Source organism: Propionivibrio limicola, from assembly GCF_009469695.1.
Taxonomy (GTDB): Bacteria; Pseudomonadota; Gammaproteobacteria; order Burkholderiales; family Rhodocyclaceae; genus Propionivibrio; species Propionivibrio limicola.
Genome location: NZ_SSSR01000001.1, coordinates 364,857 through 384,620, shown reverse-complemented (window position 1 = coordinate 384,620; position 19,764 = coordinate 364,857). Strand labels below are relative to the sequence as shown.

Genomic DNA, 19,764 nt, shown 5'->3' with positions numbered 1-19,764 from the left:
GCCAATATCATGAGCGATGAGCTTCACCAGCAACTGTCGATCGTTCGAACCGAAATAGACGGCATTGATGCCCAGTTGCTCGATTTGCTGAACCGCCGGGCCCGCTGCGCGCAGCGGGTTGGCGAAATCAAGGCCGAACATGGCGAGGCCGGTTTTATCTATCGTCCGGAGCGCGAAGCGCAGATTTTGCGCCGCATTCAGCAAATGAACCCTGGGCCGTTGTCAGACGACAGCGTGACCTGGTTCTTCCGGGAAGTGATGTCGGCCTGCCTGTCGCTGGAGCGGCCGCTCGGCGTGGCCTTCCTCGGCCCGCTCGGTACGTTTTCCGAAAGTGCGGCGACCAAGCATTTCGGCCACGCCGGTAACCTTCAGCCGCAGGCTTCGATTGACGACGTATTCCGCGAGGTCGAAGCGGGGCATGCCGACCACGCCGTGGTGCCGATCGAAAATTCGACTGAAGGCGCGATCGGGCGCACGCTCGACCTGCTGATGACAAGTTCGTTGAAAGTGTGCGGAGAAGTGGTGCTGCGTATCCATCAGCATTTGCTGTCCAAGGAGGATTCGCTCGACCGCATTACCAAGGTTTATTCGCATGCGCAGTCTTTGGCGCAATGTCACGAATGGCTGAACCGCTCCTTGCCGGGAGCGCAGCGCATCTCAGTGGGCAGCAATGCGCAGGCGGCGCAGCTTGCCGCAAGTGAGGCCGGCGCGGCGGCAATCGCCGGCGAGGCGGCGGCCGAACGCTATCAATTGCCGGTGCTGGCCAATTGCATCGAGGATGAGCCGAACAACACGACGCGCTTTGTCGTTCTGGGCCGTCAGGAAACCGGGCCGTCCGGTCGAGACAAAACGTCGCTGATCATGTCGGCGGCCAACAAGACCGGTTCGCTATGCAACCTGCTGGCGCCGTTTTCGGAACATGGTGTGTCGTTGACCCGGCTCGAATCGCGACCGGCGCGGCACACATTGTGGGAATACGTATTTTTCGTCGATATCGACGGGCACCGCGTAGAACCGGGTGTGGCCGCCGCGCTGGCCGAGCTGGAAAAGCGGGCCGCTTACTTGAAAATACTTGGTTCCTACCCCGTGGCCGTTTATTGATATCGCACAGAACATTTCAATTTTTCTGAGGAAAGTCCATGGCACTTTGTGATCAGTCGTTGCCTTACGTTCGCGCCATTTCGCCCTACCAGCCGGGCAAGCCGATTACGCAATTGGCCCGCGAGATGGGCATTGCGGTCGACCAGATCGTCAAACTCGCTTCCAATGAGAATCCGCTTGGCATGAGCCCGAAGGCGAAGGTCGCCGTCGAGCAGGCGGTCGGTTCGCTGGAACGCTACCCCGATGACTTCGAGCTCAAGGCCGCACTGGCCCACCATACCGGTGTGCCGGTCGGGCAGGTCGTACTGGGTAACGGGTCGAACGACGTGCTCGACATGATTGCCCGTGTCTATTTGGCGCCCGGTCGCTCGACGGTTTTCTCGCAGCACGCCTTTGCCGTCTATCCGCTCGCCTCGCTGTCGGTCGGGGCCGAACTCATTGCCGTGTCGGCCAAAGACTTCGGACATGATCTTGATGCCATGCGTGCGGCCATTCGACCGGATACCCGCCTCGTCTGGATAGCCAACCCGAACAATCCGACCGGCACTTTCCTGCCGTATCCGCAGCTCAAAGCGTTTCTGCAGTCCGTCCCGGCCGATGTGATCGTCGTTATCGACGAGGCGTACAACGAATACCTTCCCCCGGCGGATCGCGTCGATATCTCCGGTTGGCTTTCCGAATTCCCGAATCTTGTCGTCACCCGCACGTTCTCCAAGATTTACGGACTGGCCGGATTGCGGATCGGCTACGCGCTGGCGTCGGCCGAAATTGCCGATCTGATGAACCGCGTCCGTCAGCCGTTCAATTGCAACAACCTCGCGCTGGCTGCGGCGACGGCGGCGCTTGATGATCACGAGTTCGTCAAGCGCAGTTATGAACTTAACCGGGCGGGCATGGAGCAAATCCTCTCCGGACTCCAGCGGCTGGATCTTGGTCATATTCCCTCGGGCGGCAACTTCCTCACTTTCAAGGCCGGCAATGCGGCGGCCGTGAATGAGAAGCTGTTGCAGCAAGGCGTTATCGTGCGCCCGATCGCCGGTTACGGCATGCCTGAATGGCTGCGCGTCACCATCGGCACCGAAGTTGAGAATCAGCGCTTCCTCGCTGCGCTGGAGAAAGCTATTACCGCGGTAGGCCACGCGGGATGAACAGCCGGCCTGAATTCGGCAAGGTCGTCGTTTTCGGCGTCGGCCTGATCGGCGGCTCGTTCGCGCTGGGGCTGAAGGCGGCTGCTCAGGTCGGAGAGGTCGTCGGCTTTGGGCGTAGCCTCGTGACGCTGACCGAGGCGCTCCATCTTGGCATCATCGATCGTGTCGGTGCCAACCCGGGGCAGGAGGTGGTTGACGCTGATCTCGTGCTGATCGCCACGCCTGTCGGTCAGATGCCCGAGATCATGTCGCGGATTGCACCGTATCTCGGGCCGCAGACCGTCGTGACCGATGGTGGGAGCACGAAGGCGGATGTCGTCGCGGCCGCCCGCGAACATTTCGGCGCGAAGGTGGGGCAGTTCGTCCCGGCACATCCGATTGCCGGGGCGGAGAACAGTGGCGCAGCGGCCGCGCGGGCCGATCTTTATCGCGACAAGAAGGTTGTGCTGACGCCGGTTTCCGAAAATTCTGCGCATAACGTCGCCAGGGTGCGCCGGGCTTGGGAATTGTGCGGCGCACAGGTGCATGAACTCTCTTCCAGCGAGCACGACCGCGTTTTTGCGGCAGTCAGTCATTTGCCGCACCTGTTGTCGTTTGCGCTGGTCCACGATCTGGCGGTGCGTGAGAACAGCGAGCTGTTTTTCAGCTTCGCGGCAAGCGGTTTTCGCGATTTCACGCGGATCGCGGCGAGCCATCCGGAAATGTGGCGGGATATTTGTCTCGCCAATCGTGTGGCGCTGGTCGAGGAACTCGACCGCTATCGGGCGCAACTCGATGAATTGCGCGATGCCCTGCAGAAGGATGATGGGGCGGCGCTTGAAAAGACATTTGATGTTGCCCGGACAGCGCGGCGCGCCTGGGCGGAAGGCAAGGCAAAGTAAGACATGGACTATATTGATCTGCCGGAACTGCTTTCGGCGCAAGGGATGGTGCGCTTGCCCGGGTCGAAAAGTATCTCCAATCGGGTTTTGCTGCTGGCGGCGCTGGCGGAAGGTGTCACCGAAGTTCGGGATTTGCTCGAGTCTGACGATACGGCGCGAATGCTTGAGGCCCTTGCCGTGCTCGGCGTCGGCGTGGAAGCACTGGGCGATCATGCGTATCGGGTAAGCGGTATTGGCGGCGATTTTCCGGTAAAGCAAGCCAGTCTGTTTCTGGGCAACGCCGGCACCGCGTTTCGCTCACTGACGGCGACGCTGGCGCTGGCCGGTGGGCACTACACGCTGACGGGCATCCCGCGCATGCATGAGCGCCCGATCGGCGATCTCGTCGATGCGTTGCGTCAGGTCGGCGCCGATGTCACTTGTCTCGAGAAGGAAGGCTTTCCGCCACTTGAGATTCGTCCTGCCGAGATTCGTCCTGGCGGCGTGGTGAAAATACGGGGCGATGTCTCCAGCCAGTTCCTGACCGGGTTGTTGATGGCCTTGCCGTTGACCGGGGTCGAGGCAACGATCGAAGTCGTGGGCGAATTGATCTCCAAGCCGTACATCGAGATCACCCTGGCGACCATGGCGCGTTTCGGCGTGCAGGTGGTGCGTGATGGCTGGCAGCGGTTCGTTGTGCCGGCTGGCAGCGTTTACCGTTCCCCCGGCGTCGTTTATGTCGAAGGGGATGCTTCTTCGGCCTCTTACTTCCTCGCTCTCGGCGCGATCGGCAAGGGGCCGTTGCGTGTCAAAGGGGTGGGGCGCGATTCGATTCAGGGCGACGTGCGCTTTGCCGAGGCGCTGGCGCTGATGGGGGCGCGCGTCGAAATGGGGCCGAACTGGATTGAGGCCAGTGCTCCCGTTTCCGGCGCCTTGAAGGGGGTCGAACTCGATTGCAATCACATCCCGGATGCGGCCATGACCCTGGCGACCGCAGCGCTGTTTGCCGACGGGCCAACAACGTTGAAAAACATCGCCAGCTGGCGCGTCAAGGAGACTGACCGCATTGCCGCCATGGCGAACGAGTTGCGCAAGCTTGGGGCCGACGTCGAGGAGGGGGCGGATTACATCCGGATCGCTCCCCGTGGTGCGTTGCTGTCGCCGGTTTGCGGCATCGATACCTACGACGATCACCGGATGGCGATGTGTTTCTCGCTTGCCAGCTTCGGGGCGCCTTTGCGCGTGAATGAGCCGGGGTGTGTGGCGAAGACGTTTCCCGATTATTTCGAGCGCTTTGCTGGCGTGACTCAGCCGGTTCCGGTGATCGCCATCGACGGGCCGTCAGCGTCCGGTAAAGGAACGATTGCCGCGCGTGTTGCCTCCGTGCTGGGATGGCATTTCCTCGATTCCGGCGCGCTTTATCGCCTCACTGCCTTGGCGGCGCAGCGTGCCGGCGTGGCCTGGTCTGACGAAGCGGCGGTTGCCGGGATCGCGGCCGGACTTGATGTGGAATTTTCCGGTGATTCGATCCGCATGGGCGGCGAAGAAGTGGGTGAGGCTATCCGCACGGAAGAGATTTCTTCCGGTGCCTCGCTGGTGGCCGCGTTGCCGGCTGTACGAGCCGCGTTGCTTTTCCGGCAACGAATGTTCAGGCGGGCGCCGGGGCTGGTTGCCGATGGTCGCGATATGGGATCGGTCGTTTTCCCCGACGCCGGCACCAAGATATTCCTGACGGCCAGCGTCGAGGTGCGTGCTAAAAGGCGCTATAAGCAGTTGATCGACAAGGGAATGCCTGCTAATATCGAGCCTATTTTGCTGGATCTGCGCGCACGTGACGAGCGTGATAGTCAACGAAGTGTCGCGCCGCTTCAGCAAAGTGCAGATGCCAATTTGCTTGATACGTCCGACCTGTCCATAGAAAACACTGTGGAACGCGTTTTGGCGTGGAGCAAGATGGCCTCGTAGCAAGAGTGGTTCGGGGTGTTCCCGAGCCGTTCCTGGTGTTGCCGGTTCGTATTTCGACGTCCCTCCAGTTCTACATCCTTTGGATTGAATGCTTGTCGGGTAGCCTTTTCTGGTTTGTCCGTCGTCAAGCGGGACGTTTCGGCCGGTGGCTGTTTTTTAACTTAACCCGCCGCTTTGCGGTTTTTAATCTCTCTTATGTCTGCCAATCCCACCATGCAAGAAAATTTCGCCGATCTTTTTGAAGCCAGCCTCGCGCGCCAGGAAATGCGCCAAGGTGAGGTTATCACCGCCGAGGTCGTGCGCATCGACCAGAATTTTGTGGTCGTCAATGCCGGGCTGAAGTCCGAAAGCTACATCGATCGTGAAGAGTTTCTGAGTGATCAGGGCGAAATCGAAGTCAACGTTGGCGATTTTGTACAGGTTGCTATTGAGCAACTCGAAAATGGTTTCGGCGAAACTCGCCTCTCGCGCGACCGCGCCAAGCGTGTTGCCGCATGGAATGCCCTCGAAATGGCATTGAACGACGGTTCGCTCGTGACCGGTACGATTACCGGCAAGGTCAAGGGCGGCCTCACCGTCATGGCCAACAGCGTCCGTGCCTTCCTCCCGGGCTCCCTCGTTGATCTGCGTCCGGTCAAGGACACCACGCCGTACGAAGGCAAGACCTTCGAATTCAAGGTCATCAAGCTCGACCGCAAGCGTAACAACGTTGTCGTTTCGCGTCGCGCCGTTCTTGAAGCCAGCGCCGGTGAAGAGCGCGAAGCGCTGCTGTCGAACCTCAAGGAAGGCAGCATCGTCAAGGGCGTCGTCAAGAACATCACCGACTACGGTGCATTCGTCGATCTCGGCGGCATCGATGGTCTGTTGCACATTACCGATCTGGCCTGGCGCCGTGTCCGTCACCCGTCCGAAGTTCTGGCCGTGGGCGACGAAGTGCAGGCCAAGATTCTCAAGTTCGATCAGGACAAGAATCGTGTTTCGCTCGGCCTCAAGCAGCTCGGCGAAGATCCGTGGGTTGGCATTGCACGCCGCTACCCGCAGAGCACCCGCCTGTTTGGCAAGGTGACCAACCTGACCGACTACGGTGCATTCGTTGAAATCGAACAGGGTATCGAAGGTCTGGTGCACGTTTCCGAAATGGACTGGACGAACAAGAACGTTCATCCGTCGAAGGTTGTCCAGCTCGGCGACGAAGTCGAAGTCATGATCCTCGAAATCGACGAAGAGCGTCGTCGTATCTCCCTCGGCATGAAGCAGTGTGTTGCCAATCCGTGGGACGATTTCGCGATGAACCACAAGAAGGGCGACAAGGTGAAGGGCGCCATCAAGTCGATCACCGACTTCGGTGTGTTCATCGGTCTGCCGGGCGGTATCGATGGTCTGGTTCACCTGTCCGACCTCTCCTGGTCGGTGGCGGGCGAAGAAGCCATCCGCAACTTCAAGAAGGGTGACGAAGTCGAGGCAGTCGTTCTGGCCATCGATACCGAGAAAGAGCGTATCTCCCTCGGCATCAAGCAGCTCGACGGCGATCCTTACACCAGCTTCATCGCTACCCACGAGAAGAACGCCATCGTCAAGGGCACGATCAAGTCGGTTGATGCTCGCGGTGCAGTTGTCACGCTGGAAGGCGATATGGACGGCTACCTGCGCGCTTCCGAAGTGTCGCGCGATCGTATCGACGATCTGACCAAGGTTTACAAGGAAGGCGACGAAGTCGAAGCGATGATCATCAATATCGATCGCAAGACCCGTTCGATCAACCTGTCGATCAAAGCCAAGGATCAGGCTGAGCAACACGAAGCAATGCAGAAGTTCTCGGCCGAGAGCAGTGCCAGTGCCGGTACAACCAATCTTGGTGCTCTGCTTAAGGCCAAGCTGAACAGCCAGCAATAAGGTCTCGGCATGACCAAGTCAGATCTGGTCGCCCGGCTGGCGGAGCGTTTTCCCCAGCTGGTTGCGAAAGACGCCGATTTTGCGGTCAAGATGATTCTGGATGCGATGTCCGAGGCTTTGGTCAAAGGGGATCGCATCGAGATTCGAGGGTTCGGCAGTTTCTCGCTGAACTATCGACCGCCTCGCGTCGGCCGGAACCCGAAGTCCGGGGATAAGGTCGATGTCCCGGAAAAATGGGTGCCGCATTTCAAGGCTGGCAAGGAATTGCGAGAACGTGTTGATAGTGCGCTGCAAGCGGTCTGAGTGACCAAGCTGTGTTAGAGTAAAAAGGGCGGCAACGCAAGTTGCCGCCCTTTTCTTTGGGAGGCATTGAGAATGCGAGGCGCGCTCTGGGCGATTCGAATCGTCATTTTTTTGTTCCTGCTGGCATTTGCACTCAAGAACACCGAGACGGTCAGCATCCGGTTCTTTTTTGATGCGGTTTGGCAGGCGCCGCTGATTATCATTGTCCTCGCCTTCTTTGCTTTCGGTGCCGTCCTGGGGGTGTTTTCGCTTCTTGGGACATTGCTCGGACTTCGCCGCGAATTGTCCGCTGTGAAACGGCAACTTCAGCAGTTTCAGGATGCGCGGCGTGCTGACGCGTAGTCGATAAGGAAAATCCTTACGTGGATCTTTTGATCACATGATTGAACTTGAATACTGGCAGCTTCTTTTCTTTCCGCTGTTCTTCGGGCTTGGCTGGGCTGCAGCCCGCATTGATATCCGCCATCTGGTCAAAGAATCGCGGTCGTTGCCACGCTCCTATTTTCAGGGGCTGAATTTCCTGCTCAACGAACAGCAGGATCGGGCCGTCGAGGCGTTTGTCGAGGCAGTGAAGGTGGATCCTCAGACCGTCGAACTGCATTTTGCCCTCGGCAGTCTTTTTCGCCGCCGCGGCGAGACCGAGCGAGCCATTCGCATGCACCAGACGCTGATCGACCGGGAAGATTTGCCGGAAGACCTGAAGCTTCAGGCGATGTCCGAACTCGGGCAGGACTACCTGAAAGCCGGACTGCTCGATCGGGCCGAGGAAATCTACAACAAACTATGTACGTCCGCCTTGGCCGAAGAAGCCAAGCGCAATCTGCTGGAAATCTATCAGCTGGAGAAGGATTGGGAGAAGGCCATCGCGATCGCGGCAGAATTGCCAGCCCTGGCGACGCAGAAAGAAATTGCCGAGTACTACTGTGAACTCGCGGCGGCCGAACTCATTCGCTCCCGTTACGATTCGGCGGCCGATTATCTGAAGACGGCTCTCGAGAGCAACCGGAAATGCGTCCGGGCCAGCTTGCTGCAGGGCGACATCGAAATTCAGCGGGAGAACTACGACGCGGCCATCGCTTGCTGGCTGCGGATCGAGCAGCAGGATCCGCCCTACCTGGCACTGGTCGCGCAACGTCTACTCGACGCCTTCCGCAAGCTGGAGCGCCGTAATGAGGGCTTGCAACTGCTGCGCGGCTATCTTGAGCGCTACCCGTCGCTCGACCTGCTCGATGTTGTTTTCCAACTGGTGCTCGAGGGGGAGGGGGCTGAAGCTGCCTACACGCTGCTGCGCGAGGAGCTGAAGCGCAACCCAACGTTGCTTGGACTCGACAAGCTGATCGAGGCGAGGGCTTTGATTGTGCCGGCCGAAAACCGTGCCGACCTCGACCTGGCCAAGAGCATCGTGCAGGGTTACACCCGCCGTCTGGCGCGTTATCGATGCGATAATTGCGGCTTCAAGGCACGCCAGTTCTACTGGCGTTGCCCGGCTTGTGGCGGTTGGGAGACCTACTCGCCGAAGCGGACGGAAGAGTTCGATCAGGCGCTTTGAAGGAGCGTGAGGTCATGAATCAAGGAAAGTGTTCATGCAGCTAGGAGATGTTTGGGGCGTCCGCTTGCTCGTTGTCGGCGATGTCATGCTCGATCGTTACTGGTTTGGCGACGTGTCGCGCATCTCGCCGGAGGCGCCCGTACCCGTGGTCAAGGTCGAGCGTAGCGAGGAACGCCCCGGCGGCGCGGCGAATGTGGCGCGCAATGCGGCGGCGCTGGGGGCGCGAGTTTCGTTGCTGGCGCTCGTTGGCCGGGATGAGGCGGGCGAGAGTCTGCAGCGTCTCATTGAAGCCGAAGGGGTTGATGCCAGCCTGCATGTAGACGACGAAGTGGCGACGACGGTCAAATTGCGTGTCATCGGGCGACAACAGCAATTGCTGCGCATTGACTTTGAAACGCAACCGTCGCACGAGGTTTTGCGCGCCAAGCTGGCAGAATTCGAGCAGCGTCTGCCCGATTGCGATGCCGTGATTTTTTCCGATTACGGCAAAGGCGGCCTGACGCACATCAGCGAAATGATCCGGCTGGCCCGCACGGCGGGCAAGATCGTCCTCGTCGATCCGAAGGGCGACGATTATTCGGCCTATGCCGGGGCGACGGTGATTACGCCGAACCGCTCCGAAATGCGCGAGGTGGCTGGACGCTGGAAGGACGAGGCGGAATTGCAGAGCAAAGCCGATGGTCTTCGCGCGAGGCTGGCGCTTGATGCCTTGCTGGTGACGCGCAGCGAAGAGGGCATGTCGCTCTTCCATGATGGCGGCGTGATCCATGAGAAGGCCGTAGCGCGTGAAGTGTTCGACGTTTCCGGCGCCGGCGATACCGTCATCGCCACGCTCGGCGTCATGCTGGCGAGGGGCGACGATTGGGCGCGAGCGATTCACATTGCCAACGTCGCGGCCGGTATTGTCGTCGGTAAGCTGGGGACGGCTGTCGTTACCCGCGAAGAACTCGAAAACGCTTTGAGCTGAGGAAAAATCATGTACATCATTGTGACCGGCGCGGCTGGCTTTATTGGATCGAACATCGTCAAGGCGCTGAACGAGCGCGGCGTTACCAGGATCATCGCCGTCGACAACCTGAAGCGCGCGGAAAAATTCAAGAATCTCGTCGATTGCGAAATCGCTGATTATTTCGACAAGGATGCGTTTCTGGAACGCTTGCTCAGTGGCCAGTTCGATGGTGCCGTCAAGGCCGTCTTCCACGAAGGTGCCTGTTCCGACACCATGGAAGGCGACGGGCGCTACATGATGGAGAACAACTACCGCTACTCGCTGGCCTTGCTCGACTGGTGTCAGGCGCAGAGCGTGCAGTTCCTCTATGCTTCCAGCGCGGCCACCTATGGCGGCAGCAGTGAATTCCGCGAGGAGCGCCAGTTCGAGGCCCCGCTCAACGTCTACGGCTACTCGAAATTCCTCTTTGACCAGATTGTTCGTCAGCGCCTGCCGGGCGCGACGGCCCAGATCGTCGGCTTCCGCTATTTCAACGTCTACGGCTCACGCGAGACGCACAAGGGGCGGATGGCCTCAGTCGCTTTTCATCACTTCAACCAGTTCCGCGCCGAGCGCAAGGTACGCTTGTTCGAAGGCTGCGAAGGCTACGCCAACGGTGAGCAAAAGCGTGATTTCGTTTACGTTGGTGACGTGGCGAAGGTCAATCTGTTCTTCCTCGATCATCCGGAGCAGTCGGGCATCTTCAATCTCGGTACCGGACGCGCGCAGAGCTTCAACGAACTCGCCGTCGCCAACGTCAATGCCTGCCGGGCGCTCGAAGGCGCGCCGAAGCAGTCGCTGACGGAACTCCTGCAGCAGGGATTCATCGAATACGTTCCATTCCCCGAGGCGCTCAAGGGCAAATACCAGAGCTTCACGCAAGCCGATCTGACCAAGCTGCGGGCGGCCGGCTATGCGGCACCGTTTGCCAGCGTCGACGAGGGCGTTTCCGAATACGTTCAATGGTTGAATGCCCGTGTATAAGACACTCGAAGATTTCGTTGGCGGCACGCCGCTCGTCCAGCTGAAACGCTTGCCCGGCGTGGCCATCGCGGCGCGCGGCAATGTCATCCTGGCCAAGCTCGAAGGCAACAACCCGGCCGGTTCGGTCAAGGATCGACCGGCGCTGTCGATGGTTCGGCGTGCCGAGCAGCGCGGCGACATCAAGCCGGGTGACACGCTGATTGAGGCGACATCCGGCAATACCGGCATCGCGCTGGCGATGGCGGCGGCGATCATGGGCTATCGCATGATCCTTGTCATGCCGGAAAACCAGAGCGTCGAGCGCCGCCAGACGATGCGTGCCTATGGCGCCGAGCTGGTGCTGACACCAGTGAGTGGCGGCATGGAACTGGCGCGTGACGTCGCCGAAAAAATGCGCGACGAGGGGCGCGGCATCATCCTCGACCAGTTCGCCAATCAGGACAATCCGCTGGCCCATTACGAGGGCACCGGCCCGGAAATCTGGCGCGAGACGGAAGGGCGTGTGACCCATTTCGTCAGCAGCATGGGCACGACCGGCACGATCATGGGCTCGGCGCGTTATCTCAAGGAACAGAATCCGGCGATTTGCATCGTCGGTTGCCAGCCCGAAGACGGTTCGCAGATTCCCGGCATCCGCAAATGGCCGGAAGCCTACCTGCCGAAGATTTTCGACCGTTCCCTCATCGATCGTATCGAATCCGTGTCGCAAGCCGATGCCGAGGAAATGACCCGTCGTCTGGCGCGGGAAGAGGGTATCTTCGCCGGTATTTCATCGGGCGGCGCGATGGCGGTCGCGCTGCGCTTGGCGAACGAGCTGGAAAATGCCACGATCGTCAGTATCGTCTGCGACCGCGGCGACCGCTATTTGTCGACCGGCGTTTTTCCCGCCTGATCAGGTAGATTCTTTATGCTTCCCGTACTCGTCTTCGATATCGAAACCATTCCCGACGTGCCGGGTTTGCGCCGTTTGCACGACCTCGATCCTGCGTTGTCCGATGCGGAAGTGGCGGAACTCGCCTTCCAGCAGCGGCGGGCGCAGAACGGCAGCGACTTCCTGCCGCACTACCTGCAGCGCGTCGCCGTCATTTCCTGCGTGCTGCGCGCCGGCAAGGATCTGCGCGTCTGGTCGCTGGCCGAGCCGGAACAAAGCGAAGGCGAAATCATCCAGCGCTTCTTCGATGGCATCGAAAAGTTCACGCCGCAACTGGTGTCCTGGAACGGCGGAGGGTTCGATCTACCGGTACTGCACTATCGCGGCCTGATCCACGGTGTCGTGGCTCCGCGCTACTGGGATCTCGGCGATGGTGACTACGGTGACAGCCGTGACTTCAAGTGGAACAACTACATCAGCCGCTATCACATGCGCCATCTCGACCTGATGGACCTGTTGGCGATGTATCAGCCGCGCGCCAACGCGCCGCTCGACGATCTGGCCAAGTTGATCGGTTTTCCGGGCAAGCTGGGCATGGACGGCAGCAAGGTCTGGGAGGCCTGGTCGCAAGGCGAGATCGCGGGAATTCGCGATTACTGCGAGACCGATGTGATGAACACCTATCTTGTCGCGTTGCGCTTCCGCCTCATGCGCGGCGAAATGGCGCGGGCTGAATACGAGGCTGAAATCGCCTTCGTGCGCGATGAGCTGGGGCGGCTCGACAAGCCGCATTGGCGCGAATTCCTCGCCGCCTGGCCTGCGGCCTGACGCCGTTTCCTTTCAATTAGAGCCACGTTCATGTCTCTCAAGATTGCAATCGCTCAAATCAACGCTACTGTCGGCGATCTGGCCGGCAATGCGGCGCGCATCCTCGATTTTGCCAAGCGGGCGAAAACGCTGGGCGCCGATCTCGTGGTGACGCCCGAGTTGGGGTTGTGCGGTTATCCACCCGAAGATTTGCTGCTGCGCGACGATTTCTACGCCAGCTGCGAACAGGAGCTTGATGCGTTGGCGGCCAGACTGGATGGCATTTCGCTGTTGGTCGGGCATCCTCTCCTGCAGCATGGGCGGCGCTTCAACGCGGCGACGCTGATCAGTGACGGGAAGCGGGTTGCCACGTACTGCAAGCAACGGCTGCCGAATTACGAAGTGTTCGACGAAAAGCGCTATTTCGACACGGGCGATACGCCGTGTGTCGTGACGTTCAACGGCGTGCGTTGCGGCATCAACATCTGCGAGGATGTCTGGGTCGAGGGGCCGGCCGATCTGGCGCAGGCGGCGGGTGCGGAAATTCTGCTGGTGCTCAATGCGTCGCCCTACCACATCGGCAAACAGGGGCTGCGGACGCAGGTTTTGCGCGATCGCCTGGCCAGTACCGGCCTGTCGATGATTTACGTCAATCAGGTGGGTGGCCAGGACGAACTGGTGTTCGATGGCGGTTCGTTCGCCCTCGATAGAAAAGGAAACGTTGTTTGCCAGCTTGCCAAATTCGAAGAGGCGCTGGAGGTTGTCGAATACGATGGCAGCGACTTGCGCCCTGGATCGCAGGAGCTGGAGTCGTGTGTCGAGGCCGAGGTCTATCAGGCGCTTGTGCTCGGCGTGCGCGATTACCTCGGCAAGAACGGTTTTCCCGGTGCGATCATCGGTCTGTCTGGCGGTATCGATTCGGCGCTGACGCTGGCCGTCGCCGTCGACGCGCTGGGGCCGGAAAAAGTGCGTGCTGTGATGATGCCCTCGCCGTATACGGCCGACATCAGTCTCGACGATTCGCGTGACATGATTCACCGTCTCGGCGTGCGCTACGACGAGATTCCGATCGAGCCGGCGATGCAGGTCTTTTCTGCCATGCTGGAAAAGGAATTTGCCGGCCTGCCGTCCGACACGACCGAAGAAAACCTGCAGGCGCGCATTCGCGGCATGATCCTGATGGCGCTTTCCAACAAGAGCGGTTCGTTGGTGCTGACGACCGGCAACAAGTCGGAAATGGCCGTTGGCTACTGCACGCTCTACGGCGACATGGCCGGTGGTTTCGCGGTGATCAAGGACATCGCCAAGACGCTCGTTTATCGCCTTTCGCGCTGGCGCAATACGGTGGGCGAAGTGATTCCCGAACGCATCATCACACGTCCGCCGTCGGCTGAGCTGAAGCCGGGCCAGACCGATCAGGACAGCTTGCCGCCTTACGAGGTTCTCGACGCGATCATCGAAGCCTACATGGAGCGCGACATTAGCCCGCGCGAGATCATCGCCAGCGGTTATGATGAAGCCGATGTCCGGCGCGTCGTGCGTCTGCTCAAAATCAGCGAGTACAAGCGGCGTCAGGCGCCGGTCGGTATCCGCGTGACGCCGCGCGGCTTCGGCAAGGACTGGCGCTACCCGATCACCAACCGCTACGCTGATCCATACTGAACAAAATTTCTGGTACGATTCGTCCCGTTTTTCCGGAGCCACTGCAATGAAAAAAATCGAAGCCGTTATCAAACCATTCAAGCTCGACGAAGTGCGCGAAGCTTTGTCGGAAATTGGCATTACCGGCCTGACAGTGGCCGAAGTCAAAGGATTTGGCCGCCAGAAAGGCCATACCGAGCTGTACCGTGGCGCAGAGTACGTTGTGGACTTCCTGCCCAAGGTCAAGATCGAGGTCGTTGTCGGAGACGACGTGGTCGACAACGCCATCGAGGCGATTCTGAAAGCGGCCCGTACCGGCAAAATCGGCGACGGCAAGGTGTTCGTGATGCCAGTCGAACAGGTCATCCGGATTCGCACAGGCGAGACGGGCGAGGCGGCGGTCTAAGTTGTCCTGAGGTTCGAGTACAAACGGCCCGCGCTTAGCGGGCCGTTTGCTTTGGAGCATCAACGTCATTGAAGAACGGGCGTTCAAGGCCCGATTCGGAGTAACTGCGGTGGAATTCGATTCGTTGGGTTGGGTCGTGGCGGCTTTTGCCGTGCTGATCACCGGAATTTCGAAATCCGGACTGGGTGGCGCGCTGGGTGGCTTGGCCGTGCCGCTTATGGCAATCTGGATATCGCCCCGCGACGCGGCGGCCGTGATGCTGCCGGTGCTGATCGTGACCGACTGGGTCGGCATCGGGGCGTGGCGCGGGAAAGCCAGTTGGGCCGACCTTAAAATGATGCTGCCCGCTGCCATCGTGGGTATCGTCCTCGGCACGCTGGCTTTCGGCGTCATGCCCGATCGTTTCGTGAAAATTGCCGTTGGTCTGATTGCCGTTCTTTTTGCGCTTGACCGACTGGTTCGCCGTAGCCGTGGCGCGCAGTCCGCACGCCCTCCGAGACGTCTCTTTGCATGGCTCGCCGGAGCGGGGTCGGGCTTTACCAGCACGCTGGCACATGCCGGTGGCCCGCCGGTGATGGCTTATCTGTTGAGCCGGCAGTTGCCGCGGCAGAATTTTGTGGCCACGTCGGTCTATTTTTTCACCACCATCAATCTGGCCAAACTCCCGACGTATCTCGCTCTCGGTATTTTTACGAAGGAGTCGCTCATCGCCTCGGCCATGTTGTTGCCGCTCGTGCCGCTGGGCGTCTGGCTCGGATTGCGCATTTTGGCGAAAATACCCGAGCGGCCGTTTTACTGGTTTGCCACGGCGGCCCTGGGGTTGTCAGGCGTCAAACTTTTGCTGGACGGGATTTCGGTCGGGTAAGGGAATGGCGGCGGGGATGGCAGCGAAATTCTGGCGCGAGGGCTGATCGTTTGCCGTTTTGATGCTTATCGTTCCCGGTTGGCGCGGAGCAAAACCCAGAGGGCGCCTTCACCGCCGTCGCATGGGGCGGCATGGCAGAACGCAAGCACGTCGCGATGGCGTGATAACCAGGTTTTTACGAGCCGTTTCAGGACGCCTTCACGCCCGGGTGAGCCGCGTCCACGCCCATGGACGATGCGCAGACAGCGTTTTCCGGTGAGACGCGATTCGGCGAGAAAACGGGCGATTTCGTCGTGCGCCTCATGGCGGTTCATTCCGTGCAAATCCGTATGGTTCTGAATCGCCCAGCGCCCCCGCCGCAAGTCGCGCAGGACGTCGCGGGGCAAGCCGGGGCGGAGAAAAGTGTCGCCGATGGCCAACAGATCGTCGATTTCGAATGGGCCATGCAGCGATTCCCGGATTACCTCGATGTCGTCCAGTTCGCGTTGGCGCGGTCGCGGGCGTGGCTTCGGCGGCTCATGGACGACGCGCGCCGGTGTGCGTAGCGGCTGCGTGCCCTCGATGGCCGCAAGAAAGGCGTCGAGGTCTTCGGCGCTGATTTCTTCGGTGGGCGGTCGCTGGCGCATTGGCTACGTCTGGCATGTGATGAACGCCCGGCGAGGCTGTGGGCTGTGCCGGGGCTTGTTCGATTCGTCCTTAATGACTCGTGGGCTGGAAACTTAACCGCCGAGACTGTCGAGGTAGCGCTCGGCGTCAAGCGCGGCCATGCATCCAGTTCCTGCTGACGTACATGCTTGACGGTAAATGTGGTCCTGAACGTCGCCCGCCGCGAAGACACCCGGAATCGATGTCGCCGTCGCGTTGCCGTTGTGACCGCCGTGCGTGACGATGTAGCCGTTTTCCATCGCAAGCTGGTCGACGAACAGGTCGGTGTTCGGCTTGTGTCCGATGGCGATGAAGACGCCCGTCAGCGCAATGTCCTCGCTGGCGCCGGATTTGACGTTCTTGATGCGGATGCCGGTGACGCCGGTCTTGTCGCCCAGCACTTCTTCGAGCGTCGAGTCCCATTTGATCGTCACTTTGCCTTCCTTCTCCCGCTCGAACAGCTTGTCCTGCATGATCTTCTCGCTACGTAGCTTGTCGCGGCGGTGGATCAGCGTGACGTGGCTGGCGATGTTGGCGAGGTAAAGCGCCTCTTCGACGGCCGTGTTGCCGCCGCCGATGACGGCGACCGGCTGGTTGCGGTAGAAGAAGCCGTCGCAGGTGGCGCAGGCCGAAACGCCGCGGCCGGAGAAGGCTTCCTCGGATGGCAGGCCGAGGTATTGCGCCGAGGCGCCGGTGGCGATGATCAGGGCGTCGCACGTGTAAGTGCCGCTATCGCCGATCAGGGTGAACGGCTTTTCGGTCAGTTTTGCGGTGTGGATGTGGTCGAAGATGATCTCCGTCTCGAAGCGCCGGGCATGCTCTTCGAAGCGCTGCATCAGTTCGGGGCCCTGAATGCCTTGCGCTTCGGCCGGCCAGTTATCAACTTCGGTTGTCGTCATCAGCTGGCCGCCTTGCGCCATGCCGGTAATCAGGACTGGCTTGAGATTGGCGCGCGCGGCATACACGGCGGCCGTATAGCCGGCCGGGCCGGAGCCGAGAATGAGCAACGGGCAGTGACGGGTTGCTTCGGACATGGGGATTCCCCTTTCGCTTTTCTGTTGGTTTGCCCCGCCATAGAGCAGGGTGGATACGTGTCATCGAATGTACCGGTCGTGCGTTTCCGCTTGTCCTATAATCGAACGCCGATACGGTAGCGCCGCCAAATGGTCAATGAACACTGGCGGCGGATGGATCGACATTCTACCGACAGACTGGGTCGTTTTTCGCAGACGAAATCATTTCGCCTCGTTTGAGGACTGAGCGGTTTGTTTAAACGATGAAGCTGATCCCGGTGACGTCTGGTTAATAGGCACCGTGCCTGCCGTTATAATTTCTCTCCTGAAAATTAGCTGCGATCGGAAAGATGGTTTTGTTGCAAAAAAACGCTGGGAAGATTCGCCGAGGGGCCGGACACTCCAGTCCGCTGCCGGAGAAGATTGCGGTCGTGCTGCAGGAATCGCGCTGGCTGGTTTTGGCGTTTCTTGCCGTATTTATCGGCCTCGCCCTGGGGGGCTATCATCAGGACGATCCGGGCTGGTCGCACGCCGTCCCTGTGGCGACACTGCACAATCCGGTCGGCCGGAGCGGGGCTTGGCTGGCGGATTTGCTGCTTTACGTGTTCGGTCGTTCGGCCTGGTGGTTCATTATTCTGCTGCTTACGTTTGTCTGGTGGGGGTATCGGCGTCTGGATGCGCCGCCGTCAGAGGACAAGCGCCCGATGTATATCGCGCTGGCGGGGTTTCTGATTGTCTTGCTGGCCAGCACCGGCCTTGAGGCGCTCCGTTTTTATTCTCTAGAGGGGGCGTTGCCGCTCGCCCCCGGTGGCGTGCTTGGCATGGAAATCGGCGGCGCGTCGGCTCGCTATCTCGGCTACACCGGCGCGACACTCGTTCTGATGGTGGCGCTGGCGCTCGGCTGGAGCCTTTTTTCGGGAATGTCCTGGCTTACGGCCGCTGAATACTTCGGTACGTTGTTGGAAAGGTGCTATACGGGCGGGCGCGATTTGATCGATGGCTGGCAGGATCGGCGCATCGGGCGCGAAGCGGCGCGCGAGCGCGAAGTGGTCGTCGAGGGGGAAAAGCGGCGTGAAGAAGCGCGCGAGCCGGTCATTATCGTCGATAAGCCGGTACCTGAAGTGGTTGTCCCGGCCAAGGTCGAGAAGCGCATCGAACGCGAAAAGCAGGTGCTTCTTTTCCCGGAAGCCGTCGAGGGCGGGTTGCTGCCGCCCCTGCATCTGCTTGAACCGGCGGCGCCGCCGACCGATCAGATCAGTCCGGAAACGCTTGAATACACGTCGCGCCTGATCGAGCGCAAGCTGGCCGATTTTGGCGTTCAGGCGCAGGTGATGGCTGCCTATCCCGGTCCGGTGATTACGCGCTACGAGATCGAACCGGCGGTCGGCGTGAAGGGAGCGCAGATCGTCAATCTGGCCAAGGACGTGGCGCGTTCGCTGTCGATGGTGTCGATCCGCGTTGTCGAAACGGTGCCCGGCAAGTCCTGCATGGCGCTCGAACTGCCGAACCCGAAGCGGCAGGTCGTCCGGCTTTCCGAGATCATTTCGAGCAGCGAATACCACAACATGTCGTCGCCGCTGGCGATGACGCTGGGCAAGGACATCGGCGGTTGTCCGGTCGTTGTCGATCTCGCCAAAATGCCGCACTTGTTGGTGGCCGGGACGACCGGCTCCGGCAAGTCGGTGGGCATCAACGCGATGATCCTCTCGCTCTTGTACAAGTCCGAGCCGGAAAAGGTGCGGCTGATCCTCGTCGACCCGAAGATGCTCGAATTGTCGATCTACGAAGGTATCCCGCATCTGCTGGCGCCGGTTGTCGTCGATATGAAGCAGGCGGCCAATGCGCTCAACTGGTGCGTCGGCGAGATGGAGAAACGCTACAAGCTGATGTCGGCCATCGGCGTGCGCAACATCGCTGGCCTCAACCATCGCATCAAGGATGCCGAGAAGGCGGGAAACCCGCTGACCAATCCGTTCTCGCTGACGCCGGAATCGCCCGAACCGCTGAAGTCAATGCCGCACATCGTTGTCGTGATCGACGAACTGGCCGACCTGATGATGGTGGCCGGCAAAAAAGTCGAGCAGCTGATCGCCCGCCTCGCGCAGAAGGCGCGTGCCGCCGGCATTCACCTGATTCTGGCGACGCAGCGACCGTCCGTTGACGTCATCACCGGCCTGATCAAAGCCAACATTCCGACGCGCATGTCTTTCCAGGTATCGTCGAAGATCGACTCGCGTACCATCCTCGACCAGATGGGAGCGGAGGCGCTGCTGGGTCAGGGTGACATGCTCTATCTGGCGCCGGGAACCGGTTATCCGACGCGCGTGCATGGTGCCTTCGTGGCCGACGAGGAAGTGCACCACGTCGTCGATTATCTGAAGAAAGTGGGGGCGCCTGATTACGTTGAAGGCGTGCTCACGGGCGGCGGCTTCGAAGACGAAGGCGAGGGCGGAGCCGACGGTGAGAGCGAGGGCGGGGGCGATGCGGAAGCCGATCCGCTTTACGATCAGGCGGTGGAAATCGTGCTCAAGAACCGTCGTGCCTCGATTTCGCTGGTGCAGCGCCATTTGCGCATCGGCTACAACCGTTCGGCGCGCCTGATCGAGGCGATGGAAAAGGCCGGCCTTGTTTCGGCCATGGATGCGCGCGGCGGACGCGAAGTGCTGGCGCGCCAGAGTGAAGAATGATTGGCACAAGTTTAACCACAGAAACACAGAGGCACAGC

Annotated in this window: 18 protein-coding genes; 16 read left to right on the top strand and 2 right to left on the bottom strand. The window is 60.2% G+C overall.

The window, feature by feature from the left end; all coding sequences use genetic code 11:
- The first annotated feature begins 9 nt into the window (after window positions 1-9).
- The 15 genes from pheA to GH659_RS01775 all read left to right on the top strand — a co-directional run bounded on the left by pheA (window position 10) and on the right by GH659_RS01775 (window position 15,381).
- Window positions 10-1,101: a prephenate dehydratase gene (gene pheA / locus GH659_RS01845; RefSeq protein ID WP_153108999.1), complete on the top strand. Its 1,092-nt coding sequence runs from the start codon at window positions 10-12 to the stop codon at window positions 1,099-1,101.
- A gap of 38 nt (window positions 1,102-1,139) precedes the next feature.
- A complete protein-coding gene (gene hisC, locus GH659_RS01840) occupies window positions 1,140-2,249 on the top strand; it encodes a histidinol-phosphate transaminase (RefSeq protein ID WP_153108998.1) in 1,110 nt (369 codons plus the stop codon).
- Window positions 2,246-3,130 carry a prephenate dehydrogenase gene (locus tag GH659_RS01835; protein ID WP_153108997.1) on the top strand — a complete coding sequence of 295 codons (885 nt, stop codon included), beginning with the start codon at window positions 2,246-2,248 and terminating at the stop codon, window positions 3,128-3,130. Before hisC ends, GH659_RS01835 begins: the two co-directional genes overlap by 4 nt.
- A 3-nt stretch (window positions 3,131-3,133) precedes the next feature.
- Window positions 3,134-5,074: a bifunctional 3-phosphoshikimate 1-carboxyvinyltransferase/cytidylate kinase gene (locus tag GH659_RS01830; protein WP_153108996.1), complete on the top strand. Its 1,941-nt coding sequence runs from the start codon at window positions 3,134-3,136 to the stop codon at window positions 5,072-5,074.
- Window positions 5,075-5,287: 213 nt separating this feature from the next.
- The gene (gene rpsA / locus GH659_RS01825; RefSeq protein ID WP_211364067.1) at window positions 5,288-6,967 is read left to right on the top strand and encodes a 30S ribosomal protein S1; all 1,680 of its coding nucleotides are present in this window, start codon (window positions 5,288-5,290) and stop codon (window positions 6,965-6,967) included.
- 9 nt (window positions 6,968-6,976) lie between these two features.
- Window positions 6,977-7,270: an integration host factor subunit beta gene (locus GH659_RS01820; protein WP_153108994.1), complete on the top strand. Its 294-nt coding sequence runs from the start codon at window positions 6,977-6,979 to the stop codon at window positions 7,268-7,270.
- A 72-nt stretch (window positions 7,271-7,342) separates the two neighbouring features.
- On the top strand, window positions 7,343-7,612 hold the full coding sequence (locus GH659_RS01815) for a LapA family protein (protein WP_153108993.1): 270 nt from the start codon (window positions 7,343-7,345) through the stop codon (window positions 7,610-7,612).
- A gap of 40 nt (window positions 7,613-7,652) precedes the next feature.
- On the top strand, window positions 7,653-8,819 hold the full coding sequence (gene lapB, locus GH659_RS01810) for a lipopolysaccharide assembly protein LapB (protein ID WP_153109056.1): 1,167 nt from the start codon (window positions 7,653-7,655) through the stop codon (window positions 8,817-8,819).
- A 34-nt stretch (window positions 8,820-8,853) separates the two neighbouring features.
- The gene (gene rfaE1, locus GH659_RS01805) at window positions 8,854-9,786 is read left to right on the top strand and encodes a D-glycero-beta-D-manno-heptose-7-phosphate kinase (RefSeq protein ID WP_153108992.1); all 933 of its coding nucleotides are present in this window, start codon (window positions 8,854-8,856) and stop codon (window positions 9,784-9,786) included.
- 9 nt (window positions 9,787-9,795) lie between these two features.
- Window positions 9,796-10,791 (top strand): ADP-glyceromanno-heptose 6-epimerase, encoded by a 996-nt coding sequence (gene rfaD / locus GH659_RS01800; RefSeq protein ID WP_153108991.1) that lies wholly within the window; start codon window positions 9,796-9,798, stop codon window positions 10,789-10,791.
- Complete coding sequence (cysM, locus tag GH659_RS01795) at window positions 10,778-11,683, top strand: cysteine synthase CysM (protein ID WP_153108990.1); 906 nt, start codon at window positions 10,778-10,780, stop codon at window positions 11,681-11,683. Before rfaD ends, cysM begins: the two co-directional genes overlap by 14 nt.
- A gap of 15 nt (window positions 11,684-11,698) precedes the next feature.
- A complete protein-coding gene (locus GH659_RS01790) occupies window positions 11,699-12,490 on the top strand; it encodes a 3'-5' exonuclease (RefSeq protein ID WP_153108989.1) in 792 nt (263 codons plus the stop codon).
- Window positions 12,491-12,520: 30 nt separating this feature from the next.
- Window positions 12,521-14,131 carry an NAD+ synthase gene (locus tag GH659_RS01785; protein WP_153108988.1) on the top strand — a complete coding sequence of 537 codons (1,611 nt, stop codon included), beginning with the start codon at window positions 12,521-12,523 and terminating at the stop codon, window positions 14,129-14,131.
- Between the two features lie 46 nt (window positions 14,132-14,177).
- Window positions 14,178-14,516 (top strand): P-II family nitrogen regulator, encoded by a 339-nt coding sequence (locus GH659_RS01780; protein WP_153108987.1) that lies wholly within the window; start codon window positions 14,178-14,180, stop codon window positions 14,514-14,516.
- Window positions 14,517-14,625: 109 nt separating this feature from the next.
- A complete protein-coding gene (locus GH659_RS01775) occupies window positions 14,626-15,381 on the top strand; it encodes a sulfite exporter TauE/SafE family protein (RefSeq protein WP_153108986.1) in 756 nt (251 codons plus the stop codon).
- Between the two features lie 65 nt (window positions 15,382-15,446).
- Here GH659_RS01775 and GH659_RS01770 read toward each other — a convergent pair whose 3' ends face one another.
- Window positions 15,447-16,007: a Smr/MutS family protein gene (locus tag GH659_RS01770; protein ID WP_153108985.1), complete on the bottom strand. Its 561-nt coding sequence runs from the start codon at window positions 16,005-16,007 to the stop codon at window positions 15,447-15,449.
- 93 nt (window positions 16,008-16,100) lie between these two features.
- Window positions 16,101-17,060, bottom strand: coding sequence for a thioredoxin-disulfide reductase (trxB, locus tag GH659_RS01765; RefSeq protein ID WP_153108984.1), 960 nt, complete (start codon window positions 17,058-17,060; stop codon window positions 16,101-16,103).
- Between the two features lie 338 nt (window positions 17,061-17,398).
- On the opposite strand from trxB, the gene GH659_RS01760 reads away from it, so the two are divergent.
- A complete protein-coding gene (locus GH659_RS01760) occupies window positions 17,399-19,726 on the top strand; it encodes a DNA translocase FtsK (RefSeq protein ID WP_246167634.1) in 2,328 nt (775 codons plus the stop codon).
- Window positions 19,727-19,764 lie beyond the last annotated feature (38 nt).

Bases quoted from the DNA above. Each gene is read 5' to 3' on its own strand.
- pheA (WP_153108999.1), top strand. From the start codon at position 10: ATGAGCGATGAGCTTCACCAGCAACTGTCGATCGTTCGAACCGAAATA.
- hisC (WP_153108998.1), top strand. From the start codon at position 1,140: ATGGCACTTTGTGATCAGTCGTTGCCTTACGTTCGCGCCATTTCGCCC.
- GH659_RS01835 (WP_153108997.1), top strand. From the start codon at position 2,246: ATGAACAGCCGGCCTGAATTCGGCAAGGTCGTCGTTTTCGGCGTCGGC.
- GH659_RS01830 (WP_153108996.1), top strand. From the start codon at position 3,134: ATGGACTATATTGATCTGCCGGAACTGCTTTCGGCGCAAGGGATGGTG.
- rpsA (WP_211364067.1), top strand. From the start codon at position 5,288: ATGCAAGAAAATTTCGCCGATCTTTTTGAAGCCAGCCTCGCGCGCCAG.
- GH659_RS01820 (WP_153108994.1), top strand. From the start codon at position 6,977: ATGACCAAGTCAGATCTGGTCGCCCGGCTGGCGGAGCGTTTTCCCCAG.
- GH659_RS01815 (WP_153108993.1), top strand. From the start codon at position 7,343: ATGCGAGGCGCGCTCTGGGCGATTCGAATCGTCATTTTTTTGTTCCTG.
- rfaE1 (WP_153108992.1), top strand. From the start codon at position 8,854: ATGCAGCTAGGAGATGTTTGGGGCGTCCGCTTGCTCGTTGTCGGCGAT.
- rfaD (WP_153108991.1), top strand. From the start codon at position 9,796: ATGTACATCATTGTGACCGGCGCGGCTGGCTTTATTGGATCGAACATC.
- cysM (WP_153108990.1), top strand. From the start codon at position 10,778: ATGCCCGTGTATAAGACACTCGAAGATTTCGTTGGCGGCACGCCGCTC.
- GH659_RS01790 (WP_153108989.1), top strand. From the start codon at position 11,699: ATGCTTCCCGTACTCGTCTTCGATATCGAAACCATTCCCGACGTGCCG.
- GH659_RS01785 (WP_153108988.1), top strand. From the start codon at position 12,521: ATGTCTCTCAAGATTGCAATCGCTCAAATCAACGCTACTGTCGGCGAT.
- GH659_RS01780 (WP_153108987.1), top strand. From the start codon at position 14,178: ATGAAAAAAATCGAAGCCGTTATCAAACCATTCAAGCTCGACGAAGTG.
- GH659_RS01770 (WP_153108985.1), bottom strand. From the start codon at position 16,007: ATGCGCCAGCGACCGCCCACCGAAGAAATCAGCGCCGAAGACCTCGAC.
- trxB (WP_153108984.1), bottom strand. From the start codon at position 17,060: ATGTCCGAAGCAACCCGTCACTGCCCGTTGCTCATTCTCGGCTCCGGC.